Raw genomic sequence first — 25,149 nt, 5'->3', positions numbered from 1 at the left:
GTCGTGCGCCGCGGCGTCGGGCATGTACTTTCGGAGATACAGGACAGGCTCACGGACCCGATCTATCGGGAGTACCCGGATCTCCTTCCTCGAGGCGTAGACTATGCGCCCCTCGCGGGACCAACGTTGAGCGAACTCGCTGCCAAGCTCGGGGCGACGGGCGCTACAGATTGAGAGGGAGCCAGCCAAATCCGCCGTGGGCCTTCGTAGGCCTTTCGTCGGGCCGGTCGAGACAGGACCAACCGACGAGGTGCTCGCTTCGAGAGCGAGGCGGCATCATCCCCAAAATGGTGCTGCGTCGTCCCAGGCCAAGGATTTTGCCGTCGAGATGCCCGTCCGGGACTCGCTCGGAGAAAGCATGCGCGCACTCGCGGAGATGACCCAAGAGATGCCTTTGAAGGCGGAGAGGGAGTGGAATGCAACCAACGGCGGAGACGCACCGTGAGTCGACCGCCCGGAGGCTCCCGCGAGCCCGCGGTGGCCGGCGAGCGACCGCCGGGCGGCTCGGCGGAGCTGGGGAGCAAGAAATGAGACGTTTGTCACCGTTTCGAGATAACAGACGTCCCGACGTATTTCGGTTAACGAAGAAGATCATGGCGAAGCTCGTCTTGGGGCTCGGGGCGCTTTTTCTGTACGGGAAGATTCCCTATGCGGATTGAGGACAACATGGCCGTTCTCGCCACACGCGTGCTCCAGTACCGCAGCGATAGCGGCGCCGTGAAGGACGTCACCCTCACGGTCTTTGCCCCACGCAAGACGGACCAGGCCGACTGGGAATGCGGATTCCAGTTCAGCCCGCCGCCCAACCAGAGGAACATCCACGTGAGGGGCGTCGACGCCATCCAGGCGCTCCTGAGTTGCCTCACGGTCGCCCGCAGCTACATCGAACATCCCACGGAGGAACGGTCGAGCTGGCGAGGGATGGTCCACGCGGGTCTGCCACGATTCGCCGAGAAGCCTGCGGCCTACCAGCCCCCCAGCATCCCCCCGCCCGAGGAGAATCCCGGGGGGCTCGAACCTCTCGCCGTCAGCACCCTCGGTTGCCCCGATGAGACGGGTCGCGCGCGAGAGCTCGGCCTCACGGTTTACAAGCCCTTTCGAGCCGACGACGGAACGTGGAAATGCGCGTTCGTCCTTGGTTCGCCCCTCGACGAGCCTGTTCGTCATGGCACGGGCGAGGACTTCATCGAGGCACTTCTGGACGGCTTCGCCCTGGCGCGCGCGACCTACGAAGCCATGGTCCCGGAAGGCTGGGAAGCGCCGCTGTCGGATGCGTTCTTGGGGCCCACGTTCTTGCCCTACAAGGTGGGCCGATCCTACGGGATGGAGCCGAGCAAGGACCTCGACATGCCCGATTTTTCAATGGCGTGAGTCGAGAATCCGCCGAAACGTCAAATTCATCCTCGCCCCGCGCCCCGCCTGCTTCGGCACCCCGTGCCGATCATGGTGCTGCGTCGTCCCGGGCCGAGGACTTTGCCGTCGAGATGCCCGTCCGGGACTCGCCCATCGAGCACTCAGGGCAGCGTGCCGGTGAACTGGACGCCGCCCGCGCCCTTGGCGAACTGCGGCGTGATGATGACGTTCGGGGGAGGCGGCTCGGGCCGGTTGGCGAGCCCGATGATTAAGCCCGTCAGGGAGAGCCCCACAAGTCCGCATCCCACAGCGCCTACGGCATACCAGGTATTCGCGGATGCGTCCCCTTTCGAGGCAAGACCAAAACCAATCCCAGCGGCACCGACACCGAACCCCATCCCAATGCCGCTCGCAACCATGAGGCCCTTGGGCCACGTGGGCGGGTCGGCCTTCGACGCTGTCGATATGTTTGCGTGGATCGATACGTTCATGGGGGTCGCTGGGAACGCGACGTAGTGACTTTGGATCCGCCGCTGCATCGCGATACTGAGTGTCTTCTCCTCTCCCGCCTTGACCTCCACGCTCGTTTCATAAAAATAGTAATCGTCCGCAATCGCTTTGATGTGGTGCTTTCCGGGTTCGACGTAAATGACCTCGGAGTAGGGCCAATCCCTCACTTGCTCGCCATCCACGGTGATGCGAGCGCCGGGGATGTTGACGCGCGGGAAAATCGTCCCGACCCGAGCCTTTACGGCCCTAAAGGCGGCGCGCACCTCCTCGTCAGTATGCACGGTCCTGTCTTGCACGTGGGCGAACATCAGGACCTCGCCCAGGTTCCGAGCTGCCGGCAAGAAGAGCCCCATTCGAGCCTGTGCAAACCCCAGCTCCGCTTGAACGTCCGAGAGGGGCTGATAGTCGTAGGCGGTCTGGTACTCATCGAGCGCCTCCTGCATCTTCCCTTCCTTTTCGAGCCTCTGAGCTTCCCGCAGGTGCTTCTGCGACGTTGGCGGGAACATCGCGAGAGATCGAGCGGACGTGTACGACGTGTACGGGATCTTGATGGACTCGGCCTCGTGACCGGGAGGCTTCGAAGAAGGATCCGCCAGAGCCGCCGACGAGACCGATACCGCGAGGAGAACCGTGCTTGCGAGGTGTAGGTACTTCATGGGAGTGAGCCTACACCCTGAAGCATTGGCCGGTCAAGACGAACCCTCTCCGCGGACGAACCCTACGTGTTCGCGGGCAAACCACTGGTTCGTCCCGGACCAACCGAGAAGGAGGAGCGCTTTCAGATCCTCGCGGGCAGGATCCGCCGAAACGTGAGGTTCATCCGCGCCCCGCGCCCCGCCTGCTTCGGCACCCCGTGCCGGTAATGGTGCTGCGTCGTCCCGGCCATCACCAGCAAATTCCCCTCGCCGAGCTCCAGCGTCACCTTCTCCCCGCCCTTCTTCTTCGGCTCCAGGACGAACCTCCTCTTCGCCCCGAGCGACAGCGACGCGATCACCGGGTTTTCGCCGAGCTCGGGCTCGTCGTCGGCGTGTTTGCCCATCGAATCGTCGCCGTCTCGGTAATGGTTCACGAGCACGCTGTTGAACGTGCAGCCGGCCGCCGCCTCGACCCGCGCGCGGAGCGAGGCGAGCGCGGGCGTCCAGGGGTTCGGCGTGAGCGACAGACCCGAATACGTGTACGACGCGCCCGGATCGCCGTGCCAGGCCGAAAGGCGGGGCTGCAGGATCGACTTGCCGAAGAGCCGGATCGTCTCCTGCCGGAACGGGACCTCCGCAAGCAGCGCGCTGAACGAGCCGCGGGCCTCGTCCGGCGTGAGAAACGGGTCGTGGAAGAGAAGGAATCCTCCGTGCTGGAGCTCAATCCTTGTCACGGGGGTACGCCCCTCCGCGTGGACCCTTGCGCGCCGCGAGCGCGATCGTCCCGGCGCTGCCCGCGAGCAAGAGCGCGCCCGGGCGCGACGAGCCCGCGAGCGCGAGGCCCGAGATGACGCAGAACAAACCAAACGCGAGCGTCGGACCGGAGAGCCGCCCATCCTCAGGCGAGCCGTCAGGGGGCACCGTGGGCCTCGTGCGGTACGGATGCGCCATGCGCTCATCGTATCAGGGCGGAGGGCAAAATGGTACGGGATCGAATCAATCCCAAGCGCCGTCCGCGCAGGCCCAGCCGTCCTCGCCGACGAGCGGGACGAACCGCACCGCGCCGAGCCTATGCTCCGAGAACCGACCGTCTTCCGGGCTCCGCGTGACGAGGACGAGCTCTTGCTGGTGTTCGTCCGGCCCGATCGGAATCACCATGCGGCCGCCTGGCGCGAGCTGGTCCAAAAGCGCCTTCGGCACGCGCGGCCCGCTCGCCGTCACCGCGATGGCGTCATAAGGTGCGCGCTCGGGATAACCGCGGGTGCCATCTCCAGTGACCACCCGGATGTTTCCGTAACGTAGCGATGTGAGCCGCGCGGCGGCCTCGGCGGCGAGGAGCGGGTGGCGCTCGACGGTGACGACCTCACGCGCGAGCTCGGCGAGCACCGCCGCCGCGTACCCCGAGCCCGCGCCGATCTCGAGGACCCGCGTGTCCGGCCCGATCCGCAGAGCTTGCGCGGTGAGCGCGACGATGTACGGCTGCGAGATCGTCTGCTGAGCGGCTATCGGCAGCGGTCTGTCGAGATACGCCTCGTGCTCGCGCCCGGCGGGCACGAAGGCGTGCCGTGGGACGCGACGCATCGCATCGAGCACCCGCGCATCCTGGATGTCGCGGCGTGCGAGTTGTTCGTCCACCATGCGGTGGCGCGCTTGCTCCATCGGGTCCATGGCGCGGACGTGCTCGACGCAATCGTCGTGCCGAGCCCCTTTCGTGTCGAGCGTCAAGAAGAGCACGCCGGAACCAGCCCTGCCACCCCCTTGCCCCGGGGCGGTCTCGCTCACGCAGGAGGGATGTTCGTCGCGCTAGGGTTTTTTGGCGCTCCGCCATAGAATGCGGCGGCGATGGTGACCAGGAGCAGCGCGAAGGGCGGCACGATGAAGACCAAGGGGAAGACGCAGGGCGGGGTCAAGGGCGCGGCAAAGAAGGCGACGAAGAGCGCGGCAAAGGCGCCTGTGAAGGGCGCGGGAAAGGCGGCGAAGGCCTCGGCGAGGGCGACGAAGGGCAGCGCGACGGCGAAGGTCGAGGCGAGGGCGAAGGCGGCGGTGAGGGCCGCGGCCGTGGCGCCGGTGGACTTCATCGACGAGCCGCCGCCGAGCCTGACGGGGCGACCGTTCCGGCGCCTGGCGTGGGGCTACGCGCTCCTCAGCGAGATGCGTGACGAGGCCATGAACGAGTTCGACGTCGAGGCGGGCACGAAGGTGGCCATCGAGGGGGAGCTCGATCGGCTCGCGTACGTGTACGTCGTGCAGATCGCCGCGGAGGATCGGTCCGTGGAGATCCTTTATCCGCCGAAGGGCGGGGCGCGCCGCATGCGTCCGGGCACGAAGATGCGCATCCCCGGCGGCTCGGGCTGGATCGTGACCACGAAGAAAGGCAAGATCCGCACGATCGCTTCGTCCGCGCCGATCACGGACGTGACCATCCTCGGCATCGACTGAGCCGGTTGTCAGGGGACAACTTCCACTTTTCCGGAAGAAGCTCCTTGCGGGCCTACTTCGAGGATGTTAGAAGTAGGCCCGTGACCTCGAAGCTGGATCGTCACGCCCAGCAGCTCAGCGCGCTCGGCCATCCCGTTCGCCTTCAGATCCTGCGCTTCGTCGTGCAGGGGGGGGACGAGGGGGTGTCTGCTGGGGAGATCCAGGCGCATGTCGATCTGCCCCCGTCGACCCTGAGCCACCACCTGAAGCGGCTCGTCGAGGCGGGCCTGTTCACGACCCGCCTCGAAGGCACGTTCCACTACTACGCGGCCGATTACGCGGCGCTGCGCGTCCTCACCGAATACCTCTGGGAGGACTGCTGCAAGCGTGGCAAAGGCGGACAGGGCGGCTGCTGCTGAAAGGCAGCCCCTTTTTTGCGCCTTGGTTCGAGTTTTTTGGAAGAAAGGAGACTCCGCATGAACGTCCTCAAGCCTCACGTGTCCCTGAACGTCGCGAACATCGAGCAATCCGTCGCGTTCTACGAAAAGGCGTTCGGCGTCGCGGCGACGAAGCGGCGCCCCGGATATGCGAAATTCGACCTCGAGGTTCCCTCGCTCAACCTGACGATGCAGGAGGCGCCTCGCACGGGCGTCAATGCCAGTCATTTCGGGGTCCAGGTCGCGACGACGGACGACGTCCTCGAGGCGAAAGCCCGCTTCGAGGCCGCGGGGCTCACGACGATGACGGAGGAAGATACGTCCTGCTGTTATGCGGTGCAGGACAAGGTATGGGTCGAGGATCCGGACGGGAACTCCTGGGAGGTGTTCGTCGTGAAGGCGGACGCGGCCGTCATGGGGGATTCTCCGGCGCTGAAAAAGGACGAGAGCGCGTGCTGCACGCCCGTCGGCCTCTCACGAAAGCCGGAGGTCAAGCCACAGGCCTCGTCGTGCTGCGGTCCGAAGACGGCGGAGTGATCGAAAAAACACCACGGCGGCGACCGATCACACGCCGCCGCCGTGCCCCCTCTCCAGCGCTGGAAACCCATGGACGGCATCGCCCGCAAGTTATCGTTCCTCGATCGTTACCTGACGTTGTGGATCTTCCTCGCCATGGGGCTCGGCGTGGCCCTCGGCTTCGCGGCGCCCGGTTTCACGGCGCTTTTGAATCGCCTGAGCGTGGGCACGACCTCGATCCCGATCGCCATCGGGCTCGTCGTGATGATGTACCCCCCGCTCGCGAAGGTCCGCTACGAGGAGCTCGGGAAGGTCTTTCGCAACAAGCGTGTGCTCGCGCTGTCGCTCGTGCAGAACTGGATCATCGGCCCGGCGCTGATGTTTGGCCTCGCCGTGCTGTTCCTGCGTGACAAACCCGAGTACATGCTCGGGCTCATCCTCATCGGGCTCGCGCGGTGCATCGCGATGGTCATCGTCTGGAACGACCTCGCGAAGGGGGATACCGAGTATTGCGCGGGGCTCGTTGCCTTCAACTCGATCTTCCAGGTGCTGTTCTTCTCGGTGTACGCGTATTTCTTCGCGACGCTCCTGCCCTCCTGGCTCGGGCTCGAGGGCGCGGTCGTGAACATCACGATCATCGAGATCGCGAAGAGCGTCGCCATCTACCTGGGAATCCCGTTCGCGGCCGGGTTTCTCACGCGCCGATGGCTCGTGTCCTCCAGGGGAGCGAACTGGTATCAAGAGCGCTTCGTCCCGCGCATCGGGCCGATCACGCTCGTCGCGCTGCTCTTTACCATCGTGGTGATGTTCTCCCTGAAGGGCGAGACCATCGTAGAGCTCCCGCTCGACGTGCTCCGGATTGCGGTGCCGCTCCTGGTCTACTTCGTCGTGATGTTCTTCGTCTCGTTCTTCCTGAGCAAGCGCGTCGGCGCGGACTACAAGCAGGCCACCACGCTCTCTTTCACGGCGTCGTCGAACAACTTCGAGCTCGCCATCGCCGTCGCCATCGCGACGTTCGGCATCCATAGCGGATCCGCGTTCGCGGCCGTCATTGGACCGCTCGTCGAGGTGCCCGTCCTGATCGGGCTCGTCAACGTCGCGCTCCGGCTCGGCAAGCGGTTCTTCCCCGGCGGCGTCGATGTCGCACCGGCGCCCTGCAGAGCGCCCGCCGCGGAATCGGAGGTCCACGCATGATGCCCAAGAGCATTCTCTTTCTCTGCGTCGCGAACTCGGCCCGCAGCCAGATGGCGGAAGGTCTTTCGCGGAAGCTGTTCGGAGAGCACGTGCGGGTCGAGAGCGCTGGCAGCAGCCCGTCCCGCGTCCATCCCTTCGCCATCGAGGTGATGCGGGAAATCGGGATCGATCTGACGACGCACGTGTCGAAGTCGGTGGACACGATCGACCCTGCGTCGGTCGACCTCGTCGTCACGCTCTGCGCCGAGGAAGTTTGCCCTGTGATCCTGGGCAAGATCGAGCGGCTCCACTGGCCGATCCCCGATCCCGCGAGCACCGACCCGACGCTGTCACGCGAGCAGATGCTCGCGCGCTTTCGCGCGGCCCGCGGGGAGATCCAGGCGCGTCTGGAGGGGCTCGCGGAGCGTCAGGGCAAAGGCCCCCGCCGATCCTCCACGTAGCGCCGCAAAAGCTCCGGCGTCTGCAAGGCGTACGAGCGGATCTTCTCCTCGAAGAGGAGCTTGATCACGCCGAATTCGAGGTGGAGCAACGCGCCGTAGGTGAGCAGGGTTTTTCCGTCGTCGGCGGGGTCGACCCGGAAAAAACCCCAGCAATCCCCGATGTCGTGGGGCCGCGTCGGGTCCATCCAGAACCGGACGAGCGAAGGGGTTTCCCGACGCGCGCGGACGGTGTATTCGCCCGAGACCTTGGCGCCGCCTTGACGGAACGTCAGGAAAAAATCGTCGCCCTTCCGGCTGACGAGGCGCGCTTCCTGCGTGAGCGGGAAAATATACCGGTACGAGCCCGGGTCGAGCAGCACGGCCATGACGTCGGCGGGCGGCGCCGCGATGAGCACGTACCCGAGGCCGCCGATGAAATCACCCTCGGGCAGCTCGACGTCGAAGGTCCGCTTGACGACCTCTCCCCGCGCGAGGCGGGTTTTCTCGTCCGCGGTGAGGGCGCCGGCGTGCGCTTGGCCCGGCCACGCGAGGACGAGGGCGCCGAGGACCGCGAAGAGGGCGAGGAAGCGGCGCGCCATGCCCACACGGTGGTGTCGCGTCGGTCCGGACGCAAGCCCCGACGACGAGCGCCCCTTCGGCCCAGCGCGCGCGTATACTCCCCCCCGCCATGTACGCCGGTCACCTCGATTTGACGCAGCCCCTCGTCTGGACCGTGGACGACGCGCTCTCGCCCGCCGACTGCGACGCGTACATCGAGCGCATCCGCGCGGGCCAGCAGGAGATCGCGCCGATCGTGGGCGAGGACGGCGAGCCGGAGGTCGATCTCGCGGTCCGGAACAACACGCGCGTGATGTGGGACGACGCGGCCGAGGCAGACGGTCTCGTCGCGCGGGTCGGGTCGCACGTGCCGAAGCTGCTCATGGGCATGAAGCTCGCGGGCGGCAACCCGCGCATCCGTCTGTATCGATACGGGTCCGGCGAGCAACACGGGGCGCACTGGGACACGGTGGTGCACCTCGACGGCGGCGTGCGCAGCCTGGTCACGCTGGTCTTTTACCTGAACGACGACTTCGAGGGCGGCGAGACCGATTTTCCGGAGCTCGAGCGGCGCATCAGCCCGCGGCGAGGGCGCGCATTGATGTTCCAGCACCGGATTCTGCATATCGCGACCGAGGTCGCGCGGGGCGAGAAGTTCGTCCTGCGCACGGACATCCTTTACAGTCCGGTCTGAGGCGCGCATGCGGAGCGGCGAGATCGTGGACGGGCGGTTCGAGCTGGAGTCGAAGGCGAGCTCCGGCGGCATGGGGACCATCTGGCGCGCGAAAGATCTCGCGACGAGCGAGATCGTGGCGCTCAAGCTTCTGCGCGATCCCGAGCACGGCGCCGAGCGATTCCTGTCCGAGGCGCGGATCCTCGCGCGGCTCGAACACCCGTGCATCGTGCGGCACGTCGGGCACGGGCTCACGGCCATCGGCGAGCCCTACCTCGTCATGGAGTGGCTCTCCGGCGAGGACCTCGCCACGCGCCTCGCGCGCGCGCCGCTCGAAATCGACGCGGGCCTCGCGCTCGTGCGGAACGCCGCGGAAGGGCTCACCGCGGCGCACGCGCGGGGCATCGTGCATCGCGACATCAAGCCGAGCAACATCTTCCTCGTCGGAAGGCGCGTCGATCGCATCAAGCTGCTCGATTTCGGGATCGCACGCGCCTCGACGGGCTCGACCGTGCTCACGCGGTCGAGCTCCGTGCTCGGCACGCCCGGGTACATGGCGCCGGAGCAAGCGCGCGGCGACGAGGTCGTGGGCCCACGCGCCGACGTCTTTTCGCTCGGCTGCGTGCTCTTCGAGTGTTTGGCAGGACGACCGGCCTTTCAGGGCTCGCACCCGATGGCGCTGCTCGCGAAGCTCCTGCTCGAAGAGCCGCCCGAGCTCGCGGTCGTGCGGCCGGAGGTGTCCGCCTCCGTGTCGAGCCTCTGCGCGCGTATGCTCTCGAAGGACCCGAGCCAGCGGCCGGCCGATGGCGCGGCGCTCGTGGCCGAGCTCTCCGCCATCAGCGGGACCTCGTCGAGCTCGCCGTCGGTCCGCAGCATGACGCCGTCGCGGCTCAGCGAGCGGGAGCGGCGGCTGCTTTCGATCGTGGCCATTGCGGGCACGGCGCGCGGCGCGCTCGACGAGGTCCGTCGTATCGCGGAGCCGCTCGGCGCGTTCGTGGATACGCTCGCCGGGGGCACGATCTTGATGGTGCTGCCCGGCGTCGGGAGCCCGGCCGATCAGGCGGTGCGGGCGGCGCGCGCGGCGCTGGCGATCCGGGCCGCGTCGTCGGATCGGACCATTGCGCTCGTGACGGGCCGCAGTGACCTCGCGGATCGGCTTCCCGTCGGGGACCTCGTCGAGCTCGTGGCGCTCCTCGTCGATCGCGCTCGCGAGGACGGCCGCCCCGGGGTGATCCTCGACGAGGTCACGCGCGCGCTGCTCGATCCACGATTCGAGGTGCAGGAGCACGCGGGCCATGCGTGGCTGCTCGACGAGCACGCGCGTGGCGAGGAGACGCGCACGCTGCTCGGCAATCCGAGCCCGTTCGTCGGGCGCGAGCGCGAGCTCAACACGATGCTCGATCTCCTGCAGCAGGAGTTCGACGAGCAGCGCGCGCAGTCCGTGCTCGTCACGGCGCCGGCGGGGATGGGGAAATCACGATTGCGGCAGGAGCTCATCACGAAGCTGCAAGACAAGCTCCCCAATCTTTGCCTCGCGGTCGGTCGCGCCGACGCGATGCGTTCGGGCGCGGCGTTTTCGGTGATCGCGTCGGCGCTGCGGATGCTGATGGAGATCGAGGTCGGTGAGCGGCGCGAGGTGCAGCAGGAAAAGGTGTCGTCGGCGGTGCGCGCGCTCCTGTCGGGAGAGGCGGCGGAGCGGACGGCGCCGTTTCTGGGCGAGCTCGTGGGCGCGTCGTTCCCGGACGAACGCAATCCACTGCTCCGGTCGGCCCGCGAGAATGCGCCGCTCATGGCGGGTCGGATCGAATCGGCCTGGGTCGAGTTCATGCGCGCCGCGGCCCGAAAAGGGCCGACGCTGCTCGTGCTGGAGGATTTGCACTGGGGCGATGGTTCGTCCGTGAAGCTCGTGGACACGACGTTGCGCGAGCTCCGGGACGAGCCGTTCGCGGTGGTCGCGTTTGCCCGGCCCGAGGTTCACGATCTGTTCCCGCGCATCTGGGCGGAGCGGACGCACGAGGTCCGGCTCGGCCCGCTGCCGCGCCGGGCTGCATCCGCGCTGGTGCGCGCCGCGCTCGGGGACGACGTCGACGACGCGCTCGTCGCGGGACTCGTGGCGCGGTCGGAGGGAAATGCGTTTTACCTGGAAGAACTCGTCCGGGCCTTCACCGAGGGGCGCAGCAGCGGCGGATTGCCGGAGACGGTGCTCGGGATGGTGGAGGCCCGGCTCGCGGCGCTCCCGCCGGACGTTCGCCATTTCTTGCGCGCGGCCAGCGTGTACGGGGAGGTGTTCTGGCCGAATGGGGTGAGGCGGCTGCTCGGCGGTCGCAGGCCGGTGAACGTGGACGCGGCCCTCGATTATGCCGTCGCGCGGGAATTCGTGACGCGCCGGAATTCGCGGCGGTTCGTCGGCGAGGAAGAGTATGCATTTCGGCACGCGCTCCTGCGGGAAGGGGCGTATGCGATGCTGACGGAGCGGGACCGCGCGCTCGGGCATGGGCTCGCGGGGACGTGGCTCGAGCGCGTGGGCGAGCCGGATCCGTCGGTGCTGGCGATGCATTTCGAGCGCGGCGGGCAGGGCCCGCGGGCCGCGTACTGGCACGCGCGGGCGGCGCAGACGGCGATGCGCGGCAATGACCTCCAGGCGGGCGTGCGGGCGGTCGAGCGGGGGCTCGCGGCCGGGCCGACGGACGAGGTCGCGACGGACCTCTGGGCGCTCAGGGCGCGCATCGCTTCGGCCTCGGGCGATTACGAGGCCTCGCTCGCCGCGGCGGAAGAGGCATTGCGCCGCACGACGCCCGGGTCCGTGGCCCATTGCATCGCGCTGGAGGGCGCGATCGGGGGCGCGATGCTGCTCGGCCGGCACGAAACGTTGCAGGATCTGAGCCGCCGCGTGTTGCAGACCGAGCCTGCCCCGAATGCGCTCTCCGCGCTGGCGCGGGCGCTCGCCCCGCTCATCGCGGCGCTTGCGGCCACCGGGAATGGGGACGCGTTCCTGTTCCTCGAAAAAATGCGCGCGAACATGGGGGCTGGCATCGAGATGGAGCCGTCGCGGGCCGGGGCGCTCGCGTATGCGTCGGCGATGGTGGAGAAGAACCTCGCCCGCAATCCGTGGCTCGCGCGGCAGCACGCGCTCGACGCCGTGCGACTCCTGGAGCAGGGCGGGGAGCGGCACGTGGTGCCGATCGTCACGGCGGTGCTCGTCGGCATTTGCACGGACCTCGGCGCGTTCGAGGAGGCCGAAGTTTGGCTCGATCGCACCGAGGCGCGCCCGCCGAGCATGGCGGCGAACGTGGTCGCGGCGTATCTCGCGCAGCTCCGGCTCGCGCAAGGCCGCTTCGAGGAGGCCATCACGATGTCACGCTCCGTGGCGGAGCGGGTGCACGGCAGGGACGGCAACGTCGTCAGCGTGCTCGGTTCTCTCACGCTGATCGAGGCCCATATCGAGCGCGGCGACGTGGAGGCGGCCGAGTCGCTGATCGACGCCACGAGCAGCCGCGGAAATCTGATCGTCGCCGCCTCGTGCGCGTGGTTCCGGTCGAGGGCGCTGCTCGCGCGGGGGCGCCCTGCCGAGGCGGTGAAGGTTTGTCGCGAGGCGCTCGGGCTGCACCGGCAAATCGGGCCGCGCGGGGTGGAGCGCGTGCTGCTCACGCTCGCCGAGGCGCTCATGGCGGCCGGGGACGTGGAGGCGGCGCAGGTGACGCTGCGCGAGGCGCAGGACGAGCTCGGCGCGCGCGAGGCGGCCATCGGCGATCCCAGCTACCGGCGGCACTTCGTTGAGCGTGTCCCCGGGAACGTGCGGATTCGAAGGCTTTCGGGGACGTGGCTCGGGGGAAGCTCGGCGCAATGATGCTCGGTGACGGGTCGATGTCAGCCACGTAGACAACGTGGCAGCGGCGTGACGCAAGGGTGTCGCATGCGCCGCGCGATTGCCTCGACGTTTCCGCTCGATTAGGCATCGCCCGCGTGAACGGGCCTCCGCCTTCGGAATGTCGTCGTCTTTGCCTCGCGCTCGCGCTCGGGCTCGTGGCGTGTGGCGGCAGGACCGAGGAGCAGGCGCGCAAGGCCGAGATCACGAGCGTCATGGCCCGGGCCGACGAACCGCTCCTCCGCGCGAGGCCGCGCCTCTGCGAGGGCAAATACGCGCGGATGGCCGCGAGCGCGTACGATTTTTATCGCGGAACCGTGCCGCTCTCGCTCCACGATTATCGAGGGAACAATTTCGGCTTCGGCGCCTCCGCGTTCGCGCTCGCCGGGCCACTCGTACCCGCGCTCGGCGATCCGCACCCGGAGAACTTCGGCGCCTTGCTCGCGGCCGACGGCACGCTCGCGCTGGAGCCGAACGATTTCGACAGCGCGGATTTTGCTCCGTATCTCTGGGACGTCCGCCGCCTCGTCGCGGGAATGGCGCTCGCCGCGCGCCTCGCGAACGCGGAGGATCCGGCTGTCCAAGCGGCGACGGCCGCGGCGTCGCGTGAGATCGCGCGCGCCGCGGCGGAAGGGTATGCGGAGGCCATCGCCGCCCTCGCGAAAGGCGCGCCGCGCGAGCGGATCACGGAGGGCGGGGGAGATCCGAACCTCGACGATCTGTTCGAGCGTTCGATCGAGGATCGGGATGCCCGCGCGGAGCTCGACGAGCTTTCGCTGCTCGAAGGCCCGGAGCGTCGTCTTCGTCGTGGTGTGCTCGATCCGGAGGAGCCGACGGGGGTTTATCTCGACGTACCCCCGACGGCGTATGCGGAGCTTCCCGCGGCGATCGAGCAATACCGCAAAACGCTCGTCGATCCGCCGCCGCCTGCCTTCTTCACGCTGCTCGACGCCGCGCGCGAGCTCGGCTCGGGGGTCGCGAGCTTTACCCGGGTGCGCGTCATCTTGCTCGTTCGCGGGCCGACGGACGATCCGGGCGACGACGTCGTACTCGAATTGAAGGAACTCGCCGACAGCGGGCTCGCGGGGCTCTATCCGCCGGGCGTGTTTTACGACGGCGTCGCCGAGCGCGTGCGCCGCGCGTCGCGCGCGGCCTGGGCCCGGCCCGACGCGGAGCCGCTCTGGGGTACGACGGAATGGATGGGGTTCGTCTGTCAGATCAAGCGCGAGAGCGAGGGGCAAAAGACGCTGCGGACGAGCCGCATGGTCGAAGAGCGAGGCAGCCCGGCGGCGCTCGCGAGCCTCGGGCGCCGGCTCGGCGGCGTGGTGGCCCGCGCGCATGCGGCGGATCCCCTGGGGACGTCGTGGGCCGTGGGGGATGTGGCCGAGGTGATCGGGCGTGATCCGGCGGGGTTCGTCGCGGAGCAGGTCGAGGTCGGGGATCGATATGCGGCGCAGGTGCTCGTCGATTGGGGGCTGTTCCGCGAGGCGCTCATGGAGCGCGGGCCTCGGCTCGGGATTCCGATGGATCCGGCGGATACCCCGCCACCCGATTTGCGAGCGCTTTACGGCGACGCCCATGTGCCCTGATTGGAGCGACGAACTCGCATGCGCATATATGCCCTGACGACGATTTTCGCGGCGATGATTGCCTCCGCGGCACCTTCCGCGGCCCAGGAAACGCCCGCCCCCGCAACCGCTTCCGCTCCCGCGCGCGCTCCCGCTCCCGCTTCCGCGCGCGCTCCCGATTTCGACGGCACCGCGGCGCCTCCGACCGCAGCGGGGACCACGGGGCTGAAGGTGACGCCGGGGCTCGAGATGTTCGCGCAATACGCGGTTCGATGGACCGCGACCGAGCCGGGGCAGCGCTCGTGGTTTCACCTGTTCGAGGTGCCGCGTGTGCACGGCGCGATCACGGGGGAGTTTGGCCCGGCCATGGGGCGTGTGGTGCTCGAAGGCGTGCGCTCGGCGAGCGAGGGCGCGCTGATCGGCGTGGCCGGCGATAGCATCGTGCTGCGACTCCGCGAGGCGTGGGCCGGGGTCAAGTATTCGTCGTGGTTCGTGTTCGCGGCCGGCGTCGTTCCGACGCTCACCGTGCCCGAGCTCGAAGGGACGTGGCGGCTCAGGGTCGTCGGGCCCGCGCCGATCGAGCAAACCGGGATGCTCTCGCCCGCGGACCTCGGCGCGACGGCTCGCGTGAATCTGCCGCGGAAATATGGGTTCGTCGCCGTTGGCGCGTACAACGGCGAGGGATACACGAATCGGGAGCTGAATCGCGGGAAAAACATTGAAATCGCGGCCTCGGTGCATCCCGCGCCCGGTGGGGCTGCGCGGCCGCTCGCGATCTTCGGGTCGTACGTCGTTGGTTCGTCGGGTACGGGGCTTTCCCGCGCGGACCGGCTGACCGGATCGGTGCTGTGGCAAGGCACGCGGGTGCGCGCGGGCGCGTCCGTGACGCACGCGTGGGGGCTCGCGGACGACGGCGCGCGAAGGTCGCTCCTCGTGGATGGATTCGTGCGGATCGAACCCGTGGATCGGCTGATGTTCGGCCTGCGCGGCGCTTACTGGGATCGGGATCTCGGCGGGGTGGGGGACACGGTCGCGACGCTGACGGGTTCGGTCGGGTATCGCGTGGCGCAGCCGCTCGAAGGGCACGTCGCGGTGACGCGGCAGGCGCCGGGGGACGTCGCGCGGGCGGCGCTGCCCGGCTCGGATTTCTGGGAGCTCCGGCTCGCGAGCCGGGTCGTTTTCTGAGGAGAGGAGACCACAAGATGGCGAGAATGGAGTTTTTCCTGGCAAGTATGTTCGTCGCGGCAACCGCCGTGCTCGGTTGCTCGGAGGCAACGGAGAATCCGCCTCCCACGGGGAGCGCGAGCAGCTCCTCGGGGCAGGGCGGCGGCGGCGGGAGCGGCGGCGGCGGGCAGGGCGGCGCGGGCGGCTCCGGCGCGGCGAAAATCGTGATCAATGAGATCGCGGCGACGGGCGCGGAGGAGTGGATCGAGATCGTCAACGTGGGCGACGCGGTGATGGATCTCGACGGGTACGGGATCGCCGATCAGGACGGCGACGTGCCGAAGGTCGCGGAAGCCGTGCGTTTCGAGGCCGGGACGAAGCTCTCGCCGGGCGCGTACCTCGTCATCGTCGCGGGTCTCGACGCGCCCGGATCCGGACCGCAATCGGAGTGCCTCGCGGAGGGCGGGCCGGCGACCTGTTATCACGCTGGATTCGGAATCAGCGCGTCGAACGGTGACAAGATCTTTTTCCTGTCGCCGAGCGACGCGATCGTCGCGGAGGCGGAGTATCCGCCGGCCGCCGTGGCGGATGGGCAGACGTACGGCCGGGTGCCGAACGGCATCGGCGATTTCGAGGCCTGTGAGGCGACACCCGGCGAGGCGAATACGAAGGCGCCTTGAGGATCAGTTCGGGACGATGGCGAACGCGACGCCCGGGATGTTGATGCCCGGGCCGCCGAGCCGGAGCGTGCCCTCGACGAGGGAGATGCTCTGATCGGCCTGGTTCACGGTCTTCACCGTGCCCACGATCATCGCGGCGTCGGCCACGCCGGTCGGGTTGATCGGCATGGCGACCGGCTGCATGTAGAGTTTGTCGCCGTCGAGCCGCGCCCACACCTCCTGCCGCTGCTGGTTGCCGAAGAGCTGGGGTTTTACCATGAGGGTCATGCCGCCCGGGCGCGGAGTGTCGCTCGCTTCGAGCACGTAATCGAGCGGGGTCATCACGCCGCCCGGGCCGGGGACCGTGACGGTCATCTTCATGGTCTTGGGCCACGTGCCGATCGCAGGGTTCGCCACGACGAACTCCGTGCTCCGCTCGCCCGAGGTCGCGCCGCCCGAGAGGAACGGGAGGCCCGGCAAGACGCGGAATCGATACTTGGCGCCCGCCGTGAGCGGCGCCGTCGGGACGAACTCGGCGCGGCCGCCGGTCACCACGATCGAGCCTGAAACCTTCTCGCCTGCCTCGGTTTCGAGGATGACGTAGTCCGCGGCGACGTCGGCCGCGGTTTTCCCGGGCTGCGAGTCGTCGATCGGATCGGCGAACGCGATGCTCGGGCGGATGTCGGGGTAGACCGCTTCATCGCTGTCGATGTCGGGCCAGATCGCGAGCGGGTGCGCGCCCTTCGGCGTGAGCTCGCGCAAGAACTGGAGCAGATCGGCTTTCTCGTCGGCCGTGAGGTCGGCCTGTACGTAATTGACGGCGACGTCGAGCGCCGCTTCGAGGCTTCGCCCCTGTCCCTTCACGAAATACACGCCGTGGCGGTAGACGCCGAGTAGCGAGGGGATGTCGGCCGGTTCGCCCGATTTGCCGACGGGGATGTATTCGCGCGACGTGTAGAGCGGCGGCGCGTGGCAGCCATAACAAGCGGCTTTGCCCTCGAAGATGTCTTTGCCGCGGAGGGCCGCCTCCGTGAAGCTGCCGTCGACACGGGTATGGCCCGTCTCGCGCGGGGCGCCGAGCAGCGAGCCGAGGAACGCCTGCAGGCCGAGCGCTTCCTCGGGCGTCGCCGGGCGGCCGACGATCGAGCTCGGGCCCTGATAACCAAAATTGTCCGCGTTCGATACGTACGCGCCCCATTCGAGCGGCGTCGTCGCGTCGAGGAGCTGGAGCGGCCGGACGTTGTGCCAGATCTGCGGGCCGAAGCGCCAGACCATGCCGTCGTTCTGGGTTTCGACGTGGCAACTCGAGCAGGCATGGTTTGCCGCGAACGTGCCGCCGGGGCGCGTGAAGACGCGCTCGCCGAGGGCGACGTTCGTGGGGCGCGGATCCTCGGCGAGCGCAACGGTCTGCACGACGGCGCCGGCCGCGTCGAGGAAGCTCGCCTCGAAGCTCTGGTAGCTGTGGACCGCGACTTCATTTCCAATCTTGACGAGCGCGCGCGCGCCGGGGCCGACGGCGGTGCGGGCTTTTTCGGCGAGCGTGGCGCGGTCGAGGGCCACGACGACGTCCGAGGATTCGGACGAGACCCAGATCGTGTCTCCCACGCCGAGCACGCCCGAGGGATTGACGACCGCGCCGCCGGAGCCCGATTGCCGCGTGAGATCGGCGCGGCGAAGGACGGTGCCGTAGTCGGGTTTGGCCGGGTCGGCCCCGAGCACGACGACCTCGTGGAAAAACGGCATGGCGTTCGGCGCCGATTGCGAGGGCTCAGGGTCGCCGTCGGTCGCGGCGACGTAGAGCTCGCTGCCATCCTCCGAGAGCGAGATCGACCGGAGATCCGCGGCGACGCCGGAGATCGCGAGCGAGACCTTCTGCGTCTCGGTGTCGACGATCCAGATGTCCTCGTCGTCGCCGGGGCCGTAGGTGCCGCGCGTGTCCTTGATCTTGTTGCCTGAGCGATACGAGGCGACGAAGAGGCGTTTTCCGTCGGCCGAGAGCGTGAGCGCGCGCGGGTCGAAGCCGACGGGGATCGTGCCCTTGACCTCGCGTTTGTCGAGGTCGACCACGGCGACCTTGCGCATCGTGGCGAGCGAGACGTAGAGCGTCGTTCCGTCGGGTGAAATGGCGAGGCCGCTCGGCTCGTCGCCGACCCAGAGCGCGTCTTCGAGGACGTTGCGGTCGCGATCGACGATGCCGACCGTGTCGCTGCCGCGCTGCGCGACGTAGACCTTCTTGCCGCCGGCATGATGCGCGATTGCCGCGGGCCAGGCGCCGACCGTGATTTCGCCGTCCTTCTTCCACTGGCCATTGTCGGCGACGAGGCGCGTGACGGTGTAGGAGGCGCCATTCGCCGTCCAGAGCTCGCCGTCGACCGCGGCCGCGCCATAGAGCGGCGTGAGGTGGTGGTTGCGGAAGCGCGCCTGCGAGGTGCGCGCGACGGCACGGAGCGTGAGCTCGGTTTGCGCGGGGTCGTTCAGGCGGAAGGTGTAATCGCCGGGGACGTCGGGCGTGAAGCGCGGCTCCGGGGCGCCGGTGTTGTAGACGGCGTTTTTGCTGTCCGCCGGGGCCGAGACGACCTGCCACGCGAGCTCGGCGGGGCAGCCGGGGTCGGTGAGGAAGCGCGGCAGGTAAAACGTCTCGCCGAGGGTGTGGGCGCGCGGGTTCTGGAGCGGGAGGAGCGCGTCGGCGCAGGCGAGCCCGGGGGTGCCGGTGCTCGAGCTTCCGCCGCCAACGCCGCCCGCCCCGCCGGCGCCGCCGGCGCCGCCGCTGCCCCCGCTGCCGGAGGCGCTGCTCGAGCTCGTGCTCGTGCCGGGGTTCGACGGGTCGTCACTGCAGGCAACCGCGGCAAACGGCGCGCAGCCAACGAGGATCACGAGGAGCTGAGATAGGCGCAAGGATCTCATGTTTGTACACCCTTTGTGAAAGGTGCGTACACGGTCGCAGACGCAAGAGTCCCTTGCAAGATCTATTTTAGACCTTTTGTGATACGAAACTACCGGGAAGGTGATCAGGCCCGCTGGAAATCCGAGGGACGGCGGCGGGCGAGGTAGTCGGCGATCGGGGGCAGGGCGCGGACGTCGTCGAGGAAGCGCTGGAGCGAGCCGTGGCCGTCGAGGCAGGTGGCGACGACCTCGCGGTGCGATTCGAGGGTGTCGAAGGCGAGGAAGTCGGCGTGCGTGGGCGTGGGGCCGGCGAAGTAGAGGGCGCCGCGCTCTTCGGATTGTTCGAGCAAACCTTCGAGGATCGCGCGGAAGCGAGGGAAAACGTCGCGGAAATGCGCGTCGGTGGCGGCTTGATCTTTGAGCCAGCCCGGGTTGTAGGCGACGCGGTTCCACGCGGTGCGGAGCTCGACGACGGTCTCGGCGACGATGTCGGCGCGGACGCGTTCGTCCTCGTTCATCCCGTCGAGACCGAAGACGCGGGCGAGGTGGCGGAGGATGGCCTGGCTCTGGGGGATGACGCGTTCGCCCCCAGATGAGCGCTCGATGAGGACGGGGACCTGGCCGAGGGGGACGGTCTTCTTGAGGGTTGGCCAATCGGCGCGCGGGATGCCCCGGTCGACGTGAGGGGCGCGCGCGTAGGCGAGGAGGAGGCGGATCGACTCGGCTCGGCCGCGGATGTCGAAGTAGATGAGCTCGCGCTCGGGATCTTGGCTCATGCTCGCGAGGAGACCCGAGCCGGCGAGGGGCGTCAATCGGACCTCGGGTCCGTTTGCCCAGGAACGCGATCCCGCGCGAAAGAGGCTCGACGCGGCGCGGGATCCCTTGCTAGAAACGCGGGGAGCATGGCGACCATCGAGCTCCTGCGTCACGGCCGAGAGATGGGGGCCCGGCTCGCCGCGGACCTCGGCGAGGCGACGCGGGTCTGCATCGCGGTGAGCCGCGCGGAGGCGAGCGCGCTCGCGGTGGTCGATCTCGTGGGGTTCGTCGAGCGCGGCGGCGAGCTTTTGCTGCTCGCGGGGCTCGGCGGATATGGGACGGAGACGGCGATGCTGCGCCGCTTCGAGCGGATGCCGGGCGCGCGATGCCGCCTCTACCACGCCTGGGGCGGGACGGCGTTCTTGCCGCGGCTCTACGTGCTCGACAGCGGCGCGCGGCGCGTCGTCTACGTGGGCTCGTCGGACCTCGCGGCGTCGGGGCTCGCGCGGGACCTCGCGGTGAACGTGCGGATCGAGGGGAGCGCGTCGGAGCCGGAGCTCGAACGGCCGATGCGGCTGTTCGAAGAACTCTTCTGGTCGGAGCTCTCGTGGCCCTTGTCGGAGGCGTTCGAGGCCGAGTACGAGGCGCTGCGCGTGGTGCGCCGGGCGGCGATGGAGCGCGCGCCGGATCCTTCCGCCGAGGCGCGGCTCGACTTCTCGGTGGCGCAGAAGCTCGGCGAGCAGCGAGCCAAGGCCGCGGCGCGGCGGCACTTGCTCGTGGTGACGGCGAAGAACTACACGCTTTGTATGCAAACGAAGAGCTTCGGCCGGCGCAGGCAAGCGGAGCTCGAGCGGTACGCGAAGGGCGACCCGTTTTTTTTCCACGTGACCGGGCGCGGTCGGGGGCTGCGGGCGATGGGGATGTTCGTGGGCGAGACGTATCGGGACGACGCAGCGACGTTCCGGGGGATGGACGGCGGAGCGCAGCCATTTCGAAAAAAATTCGTGGTGCTGGGAGAGCTCGGCAAGGAGATCCGGACGCGGCCGATCCTGGAATCCTTGCGGCCGGGCGCGCCGAAGCACTGGTTCAATGGGTTCGTCCAGGATAGCCACACGCTCTCGGTCGAGGATTTCGAGGCGCTGCGCGGGGCGTTCGTCACGGCGCTCTCTGCGGAGCAGGCGAAGGCGAAGGGCTAGACGCCGTCCGGACCGGACCCCGCGGGGCCCGGACGGTCACGGGACAAACCGGATCACGGACAAACCGTGGTCCCCGGTAAAACCATGCTTGACGTTCGGGGAAAAACCGAGCATGGAAAGAGCCTTGGTCAGGTGCGCAGCCGGCGTCTTCCGATGAGGACGCGTACATGCGCAAGGAATCGATCCGACCGCGGACAACGAAAACGAGCATCAGCAGGAACGCTACGGCGGTGGCGACGAATCGAAGAACGAGAAACGTACGCGCGGACGAGGACGAGGCTCCGGAGGAACTCCCGACGGAGCTCGCACTCGGCAGCGATGGGCTGATCTACGTGAATGCCGAGGGCATCGATCCGGCGAGGTATGCCGGGCGCAAGATGTTCACGGGATTCGCGATGACACCGGAAGAGGCGGAGCGCGCCGTGGAGGAAATCCATCGGCTCGCCTTCAACGTGACCGTCAGCGTGCAGGCTGGGAAACCGAGGTCGAAAACCAAGAAAGGAGGGGCCTGAGCGCGATTAAGGATCCGCCACGCGGACGTCGAGGAACCAGGGGCCGCTATCCTGGCCGAGCCCATCGATCTGGATGAAGTACGTGCCCGGATCGAGGGTGAGGTCGAGGAAGCTCTTGTTTTGGCCGTAACCGACGGCGCAAGCCTTGGGGACCTCGACGCCGGGGCAATCGGGCCCTTTGCGGACGTCGAGTAGTGTCGTGTAGCCCGATCCGCCCATGTCGAGCACGACGCGTTTTTTATCAGAAAGCGAGAGCCCGAGGAGCTGGTCGCGTGCCCCGCCCTCGGGCCCTCCACCTTGATCACACCCAGCATTGAAGCTCGGCGCGGCATTCGCGGTGTTGCCCTGGAAAAAACCGCCCGTCTCGGGGATCATGAGCACGTCGGCGCAAGCGTCGGCGAACGGTACGATCAAAGGCGGGATGGTCTTGCGGACGAACGCCGTGACCTGCACGGGCTGGCCGAGGAGAGATTCGGCGACGACCCGGTAATCGCCGGCCGGGACGTTGCGCTTGCCGACGCGGAGCGGCGATTGCGAGCCCATGTCGCAGACGAGCTGGTCGGACGGGCCTCCGCAAAGCGGAAGGGCGAGCGCGACGGCGCCCGTGTCGCCCTGGGAGATTCGCTGGACGAGGAGGACGTCGGAGGCGACGGGCAAGGCGAGCGTGTAGGCGGCGTCGACGGCGCCCGGTAGGCAGTCGAGCTTCACGTCGTCCTGTCGTTCGAGGAGGTCGACGTCACGTGTGACGTTCGGCGTGATCGCGGGAGCGCCTTCGCAGGTCTCGTCGGGAAGAGGCTCGGTGGGCGGCTCGATCACGACGGTCGTGGAGACGACCGTGGGCGCGGAAGCCCCGACGGCGACGTGATACGTGCCCGCCGGGAGCGCGTGGCGAAAGACGTCGACGATCGGCGCGTTCTGGCAGGTGATCTCGTTTTCGGGCAGCGCGCAGGCCGCGTCGCGGAGGGAGATCACGGGGAAGCCATCGCCGTCGACGGAGCTCGCGTAGACGTGGACGTTCGCGGGGGAAGCGAGCTCGAAGCTGTAGAGGAGCTCGCCGGTGAGCGGGGTGCAGGCGATGCCGACGTCCGTGGCGGCGTCGATCAAGGTGGAGAAGAAGGGGACGCCGAAGGGGATGGGCTCGGCGAGGGCGCAGGTCTCGTTCGTGGGAACGGGCTCGGGCGGGAGGAAGGCGACGTCGAGGAGGACGGGCGTGTCCGCGTCGGCGAAGACGTAAAGCGGGAGGGCAACGGCCTTCGCCGGATCGCCGAGGCCGCGGCCACGAATTTGGGCGAAGCGGCCACCCTGGAGGTGGAAGAACGACTTGCCGCAGGTGATTTCGGTGGAGGGATCGCCGCACTGGCCGAGGAGCGCGATGGCGACGTCAGGGCCGTTCGTCCGCGCGGTGATCTCGACGTCGAGGGGCGAGCCGGCAGGGAGGACGATCGCCGCGACGACGTCACGCGCGGCGGGCTGGTTGTCGACGTTGCAGGAGGCGGCGAAGTTCGAGGCGGCGGCGGTGGTGTCGATCGTGTAGGCGCCGGGCGCGTCGATGACGAGCGGATCGCCGCAGGCGTCGTGCTCGGGCGAGGCGCAGCCGCTCTCGTCGACGGCGCCGTCGCAATCGTCGTCCGTGCCGTTCGCGCAGACCTCGGGCAGCGCAGGGGAGACCTTGGGATCGGCGTCGTCGCAGTCGCCCTTCGCGACGCAGTGGCCGTCGGGCGCGCCGTCGCCGTCGGCGTCGCGCAGGACGTGGGTGCAGGCGCCCGTGGACTCGACGCAGGTGTCGATGGTGCAGACGTCGCCGTCGGAGCAAGCGACGGGGGCGCCGGGGAGGCAGCCGAGCTTGGGTTCGCAGCGCTCGACGCCGTCGCAGTAGGCGCCGTTCTGGCAAGCCGCGTCGTCGGGGCTGTGGCGGCATCGCGCGATCGAGACGTCGCAGGTGTCGACGGTGCAGGCGAGGGCGTCGTCACACTGGGCGTCGTCGTTGCAAGGGCCACCGAGGGTGTCGTCGGGCGTGCCTCCGTCGTCGGGATTACCGCCGCCGGCGCCGCCACCGTCGGGCTCGTCCGCCGCGTCGGGGCCGGCGTCGACGGTGAAGGGGTTCGGCGCGGTGGATGGCCCACAGGCGCTCGTGAGGGCGGCCGCGGGGAGGAGGGGCACGATCCAGCGGAGATGTCGCGAGAGCCGCGGCCGCGGGTCCTTCGTCTCGGCGCTCGTCATGGCAAAGGAAGGAGGGGCGAGGTCCGCCTTCAGCGTAGCAGGGCAGGACGGGTTCTGGCATCATGCGTCGGCGCGATTTCTCGAAGAAAGCGCAGAGGACGGAGATCGGGTGACGAGCGATCGATTGACGCGCAACGAGCTGACGTGGCTGCTCGCGCAGGAAGCCCGCACTGCAGCGCAGAAGCTCCGCCAGGGAGTGATCATCCAGGACGGGCCCCCGGGCTCCGTTCGCGTGCCCGACGGCGAGAGCACGGTCGCAGTGGAGACGACGCTGAACCAGCTCGACGAGGCCGTCGGCATGCTGGCGTCGCTCCACGGGCATCCTGCGAGCAGAGGGCGGCGAGGCAAGATCGATCTCGCGCAGCTCATGTGGGAGGTCGCGCCCGAGGCGCGGGTGCAGATCGAGATGGGCGAGGGCACGACGGTGTTCGGCGACGAGGCCGAGCTGCGTCGCATGCTGCTCTTGCTCGTCGGTCAAGCAGGCGATCCGGCGAACGCGAAGGGCACCTCCGAGGTGAGCGTGCGCCGCGAAGGCGAAGAGGTGAAGGTCAGCGTGGTGCTCGGTCCGGACCAGCCCGCGACGTTCGAGTCGGAGCGTGCGTGGCTGTCGCGCATGGCGATCCGGCACGGAGGACGTCTCGAGCTCGACGGCTCGATGCAAACGCTGGTGCTGCCGGCCGACGTGGACATGCAGCGGCAGGAGCTCGAGAACCTGAAGCGCGAGCTGAAGGCCGCGCAAGAGCAAGGCGAGGCCTACGCGCGCGAGCTCGCCGCGGTGTTCGCGAGCGGCGGCGCGAAGGTGTCGAGCACGCCGCCGGCGAGCGCGTCGATCGAGCCGGTGAGCAGCGAAGGGCTCGCGGTGCTCGTGGCCGGGGTGCGAGGGCTCGTATCGGAGCTGCGCGGCATCTTCTCGGCGATCACGCGTGACCTCTTGCCGCTGCGTGATCGGCAGGGCGAGGTCGGCGACATCGTGGCGAGCGCGATGCGGCACGTGACGGCGGCGTCGGAGACGATGGCGGACCTCGCGCGGCTCGGCGCGTGCCCGATCGGCGAGCTGCCGCGGCACGTGGACATCGCGGAGGCGCTGCGGGACGTGGTGCGCGACGACATGGGGCGCGCGGCGCGGCACGACGTGCGCGTGAAGCTGAACGCGCCGCAGAGCGCGTACGAGGTGGCGCAGATCGGAGCGCTGACGGTGCTGATGCATGCGCTGCTCGATCATGCGATCAGCGCGTCGCCGCCGGGCACGGAGGTGGTGCTGACGCTGTCGGAGCATGCGAGTGGCGGGTATGCGCTGACGGTCGACGACGCCGGGCACCCGCTGCCCGAGGCGGCGAGGACCGGCGTGCTGAGCCGTGATTTCGAGGTGCTCGCGGCAGGTCGTCCGGCGGGGATCTCGCTCATCGCCGCGACGGCGATCGCGGCGCACGTGCGCATGCAGCTCGAGATCGAAGATGCCCCGACCAGCGGCGCGCGCGTGCGCCTGATCATTCCGAAGATGAGCGCCTAGAGCAGCGACTCGTTCGCTGCTCTGCGAGGTCGCGAAGCGAGCTCGCCTCGGGGGGTGAATCGGCCGGGCTCCGCCTGGCCGAGAGGGGGACGCGAGGCGTCCC

General features: G+C 68.7%; 22 protein-coding genes. 14 read left to right on the top strand and 8 right to left on the bottom strand.

What is annotated here, in order from left to right:
- Positions 1-666 precede the first annotated feature (666 nt).
- The gene (locus KEG38_RS39100) at positions 667-1,371 is read left to right on the top strand and encodes a DUF6968 family protein (protein ID WP_272425547.1); all 705 of its coding nucleotides are present in this window, start codon (positions 667-669) and stop codon (positions 1,369-1,371) included.
- A 143-nt stretch (positions 1,372-1,514) separates the two neighbouring features.
- Here KEG38_RS39100 and KEG38_RS39095 read toward each other — a convergent pair whose 3' ends face one another.
- From KEG38_RS39095 to KEG38_RS39080, 4 genes are all read right to left on the bottom strand, one after another.
- Positions 1,515-2,519 (bottom strand): peptidase associated/transthyretin-like domain-containing protein, encoded by a 1,005-nt coding sequence (locus KEG38_RS39095; protein ID WP_272425546.1) that lies wholly within the window; start codon positions 2,517-2,519, stop codon positions 1,515-1,517.
- Between the two features lie 122 nt (positions 2,520-2,641).
- Positions 2,642-3,232, bottom strand: a complete 591-nt coding sequence (locus KEG38_RS39090) for an alpha-ketoglutarate-dependent dioxygenase AlkB family protein (RefSeq protein WP_272425545.1) — start codon at positions 3,230-3,232, stop codon at positions 2,642-2,644.
- A complete protein-coding gene (locus tag KEG38_RS39085) occupies positions 3,219-3,449 on the bottom strand; it encodes a hypothetical protein (RefSeq protein ID WP_272425544.1) in 231 nt (76 codons plus the stop codon). The genes KEG38_RS39090 and KEG38_RS39085 overlap by 14 nt, the downstream gene beginning before the upstream one ends.
- Positions 3,450-3,494: 45 nt before the next feature.
- On the bottom strand, positions 3,495-4,280 hold the full coding sequence (locus KEG38_RS39080) for a protein-L-isoaspartate(D-aspartate) O-methyltransferase (RefSeq protein ID WP_272425543.1): 786 nt from the start codon (positions 4,278-4,280) through the stop codon (positions 3,495-3,497).
- A gap of 60 nt (positions 4,281-4,340) precedes the next feature.
- On the opposite strand from KEG38_RS39080, the gene KEG38_RS39075 reads away from it, so the two are divergent.
- From KEG38_RS39075 to KEG38_RS39055, 5 genes are all read left to right on the top strand, one after another.
- The gene (locus KEG38_RS39075; protein ID WP_272425542.1) at positions 4,341-4,937 is read left to right on the top strand and encodes a DUF4384 domain-containing protein; all 597 of its coding nucleotides are present in this window, start codon (positions 4,341-4,343) and stop codon (positions 4,935-4,937) included.
- An 80-nt stretch (positions 4,938-5,017) separates the two neighbouring features.
- Positions 5,018-5,335 carry an ArsR/SmtB family transcription factor gene (locus KEG38_RS39070; protein ID WP_272425541.1) on the top strand — a complete coding sequence of 106 codons (318 nt, stop codon included), beginning with the start codon at positions 5,018-5,020 and terminating at the stop codon, positions 5,333-5,335.
- A 57-nt stretch (positions 5,336-5,392) separates the two neighbouring features.
- Positions 5,393-5,890: an ArsI/CadI family heavy metal resistance metalloenzyme gene (locus KEG38_RS39065; RefSeq protein WP_272425540.1), complete on the top strand. Its 498-nt coding sequence runs from the start codon at positions 5,393-5,395 to the stop codon at positions 5,888-5,890.
- Between the two features lie 42 nt (positions 5,891-5,932).
- Complete coding sequence (gene arsB, locus KEG38_RS39060; protein ID WP_272425539.1) at positions 5,933-7,063, top strand: ACR3 family arsenite efflux transporter; 1,131 nt, start codon at positions 5,933-5,935, stop codon at positions 7,061-7,063.
- Positions 7,060-7,503: an arsenate reductase ArsC gene (locus KEG38_RS39055; RefSeq protein ID WP_272425538.1), complete on the top strand. Its 444-nt coding sequence runs from the start codon at positions 7,060-7,062 to the stop codon at positions 7,501-7,503. Before arsB ends, KEG38_RS39055 begins: the two co-directional genes overlap by 4 nt.
- On the opposite strand, the gene KEG38_RS39050 is transcribed toward KEG38_RS39055, so the two are convergent.
- A complete protein-coding gene (locus KEG38_RS39050) occupies positions 7,470-8,081 on the bottom strand; it encodes an SRPBCC family protein (RefSeq protein WP_272425537.1) in 612 nt (203 codons plus the stop codon). The two genes, KEG38_RS39055 and KEG38_RS39050, sit on opposite strands and share 34 nt — an antisense overlap.
- Before the next feature lie 89 nt (positions 8,082-8,170).
- On the opposite strand from KEG38_RS39050, the gene KEG38_RS39045 reads away from it, so the two are divergent.
- From KEG38_RS39045 to KEG38_RS39025, 5 genes are all read left to right on the top strand, one after another.
- Positions 8,171-8,734, top strand: coding sequence for a prolyl hydroxylase family protein (locus KEG38_RS39045; protein ID WP_272425536.1), 564 nt, complete (start codon positions 8,171-8,173; stop codon positions 8,732-8,734).
- A gap of 7 nt (positions 8,735-8,741) precedes the next feature.
- Positions 8,742-12,560: a serine/threonine-protein kinase gene (locus tag KEG38_RS39040; protein WP_272425535.1), complete on the top strand. Its 3,819-nt coding sequence runs from the start codon at positions 8,742-8,744 to the stop codon at positions 12,558-12,560.
- 116 nt (positions 12,561-12,676) lie between these two features.
- Positions 12,677-14,167 (top strand): DUF2252 family protein, encoded by a 1,491-nt coding sequence (locus KEG38_RS39035; RefSeq protein WP_272425534.1) that lies wholly within the window; start codon positions 12,677-12,679, stop codon positions 14,165-14,167.
- An 18-nt stretch (positions 14,168-14,185) separates the two neighbouring features.
- Positions 14,186-15,331 (top strand): hypothetical protein, encoded by a 1,146-nt coding sequence (locus KEG38_RS39030; protein ID WP_272425533.1) that lies wholly within the window; start codon positions 14,186-14,188, stop codon positions 15,329-15,331.
- A gap of 17 nt (positions 15,332-15,348) precedes the next feature.
- Entirely contained in the window at positions 15,349-15,990 is a 642-nt protein-coding gene (locus KEG38_RS39025; protein ID WP_272425532.1) for a lamin tail domain-containing protein, read from the top strand.
- Between the two features lie 3 nt (positions 15,991-15,993).
- Here the strand turns inward: KEG38_RS39025 and KEG38_RS39020 are convergent, their stop codons facing one another.
- Positions 15,994-18,873 carry a YncE family protein gene (locus KEG38_RS39020; RefSeq protein WP_272425531.1) on the bottom strand — a complete coding sequence of 960 codons (2,880 nt, stop codon included), beginning with the start codon at positions 18,871-18,873 and terminating at the stop codon, positions 15,994-15,996.
- Between the two features lie 104 nt (positions 18,874-18,977).
- The gene (locus tag KEG38_RS39015) at positions 18,978-19,628 is read right to left on the bottom strand and encodes a glutathione S-transferase family protein (protein WP_272425530.1); all 651 of its coding nucleotides are present in this window, start codon (positions 19,626-19,628) and stop codon (positions 18,978-18,980) included.
- Positions 19,629-19,754: 126 nt separating this feature from the next.
- On the opposite strand from KEG38_RS39015, the gene KEG38_RS39010 reads away from it, so the two are divergent.
- Together KEG38_RS39010 and KEG38_RS39005 are read left to right on the top strand one after the other, a co-directional pair.
- The gene (locus KEG38_RS39010) at positions 19,755-20,804 is read left to right on the top strand and encodes a phospholipase D-like domain-containing protein (RefSeq protein ID WP_272425529.1); all 1,050 of its coding nucleotides are present in this window, start codon (positions 19,755-19,757) and stop codon (positions 20,802-20,804) included.
- A 230-nt stretch (positions 20,805-21,034) separates the two neighbouring features.
- Complete coding sequence (locus tag KEG38_RS39005) at positions 21,035-21,316, top strand: hypothetical protein (protein ID WP_272425528.1); 282 nt, start codon at positions 21,035-21,037, stop codon at positions 21,314-21,316.
- A gap of 6 nt (positions 21,317-21,322) precedes the next feature.
- Here KEG38_RS39005 and KEG38_RS39000 read toward each other — a convergent pair whose 3' ends face one another.
- Positions 21,323-23,536 carry a putative metal-binding motif-containing protein gene (locus tag KEG38_RS39000; RefSeq protein ID WP_272425527.1) on the bottom strand — a complete coding sequence of 738 codons (2,214 nt, stop codon included), beginning with the start codon at positions 23,534-23,536 and terminating at the stop codon, positions 21,323-21,325.
- Between the two features lie 109 nt (positions 23,537-23,645).
- Between KEG38_RS39000 and KEG38_RS38995 the strand changes: the two genes are divergently transcribed.
- On the top strand, positions 23,646-25,046 hold the full coding sequence (locus KEG38_RS38995) for a sensor histidine kinase (protein WP_272425526.1): 1,401 nt from the start codon (positions 23,646-23,648) through the stop codon (positions 25,044-25,046).
- Positions 25,047-25,149 lie beyond the last annotated feature (103 nt).

The organism is Polyangium jinanense, assembly GCF_028435265.1.
GTDB lineage: Bacteria > Myxococcota_A > Polyangia > Polyangiales > Polyangiaceae > Polyangium > Polyangium jinanense.
Note: the sequence above shows the minus strand (reverse complement) of the source record. Positions and strands in the feature narration are given on the sequence as shown.

Bases quoted from the DNA above. Each gene is read 5' to 3' on its own strand.
- KEG38_RS39050 (WP_272425537.1), bottom strand. From the start codon at position 8,081: ATGGCGCGCCGCTTCCTCGCCCTCTTCGCGGTCCTCGGCGCCCTCGTC.
- KEG38_RS39025 (WP_272425532.1), top strand. From the start codon at position 15,349: ATGGCGAGAATGGAGTTTTTCCTGGCAAGTATGTTCGTCGCGGCAACC.
- KEG38_RS39015 (WP_272425530.1), bottom strand. From the start codon at position 19,628: ATGAGCCAAGATCCCGAGCGCGAGCTCATCTACTTCGACATCCGCGGC.
- KEG38_RS39095 (WP_272425546.1), bottom strand. From the start codon at position 2,519: ATGAAGTACCTACACCTCGCAAGCACGGTTCTCCTCGCGGTATCGGTC.
- KEG38_RS39020 (WP_272425531.1), bottom strand. From the start codon at position 18,873: ATGAGATCCTTGCGCCTATCTCAGCTCCTCGTGATCCTCGTTGGCTGC.
- KEG38_RS39055 (WP_272425538.1), top strand. From the start codon at position 7,060: ATGATGCCCAAGAGCATTCTCTTTCTCTGCGTCGCGAACTCGGCCCGC.
- KEG38_RS39065 (WP_272425540.1), top strand. From the start codon at position 5,393: ATGAACGTCCTCAAGCCTCACGTGTCCCTGAACGTCGCGAACATCGAG.
- KEG38_RS39085 (WP_272425544.1), bottom strand. From the start codon at position 3,449: ATGGCGCATCCGTACCGCACGAGGCCCACGGTGCCCCCTGACGGCTCG.
- KEG38_RS39030 (WP_272425533.1), top strand. From the start codon at position 14,186: ATGCGCATATATGCCCTGACGACGATTTTCGCGGCGATGATTGCCTCC.
- KEG38_RS39040 (WP_272425535.1), top strand. From the start codon at position 8,742: ATGCGGAGCGGCGAGATCGTGGACGGGCGGTTCGAGCTGGAGTCGAAG.
- KEG38_RS39045 (WP_272425536.1), top strand. From the start codon at position 8,171: ATGTACGCCGGTCACCTCGATTTGACGCAGCCCCTCGTCTGGACCGTG.
- KEG38_RS39010 (WP_272425529.1), top strand. From the start codon at position 19,755: ATGGCGACCATCGAGCTCCTGCGTCACGGCCGAGAGATGGGGGCCCGG.
- KEG38_RS39075 (WP_272425542.1), top strand. From the start codon at position 4,341: ATGGTGACCAGGAGCAGCGCGAAGGGCGGCACGATGAAGACCAAGGGG.
- KEG38_RS39000 (WP_272425527.1), bottom strand. From the start codon at position 23,536: ATGACGAGCGCCGAGACGAAGGACCCGCGGCCGCGGCTCTCGCGACAT.
- KEG38_RS39100 (WP_272425547.1), top strand. From the start codon at position 667: ATGGCCGTTCTCGCCACACGCGTGCTCCAGTACCGCAGCGATAGCGGC.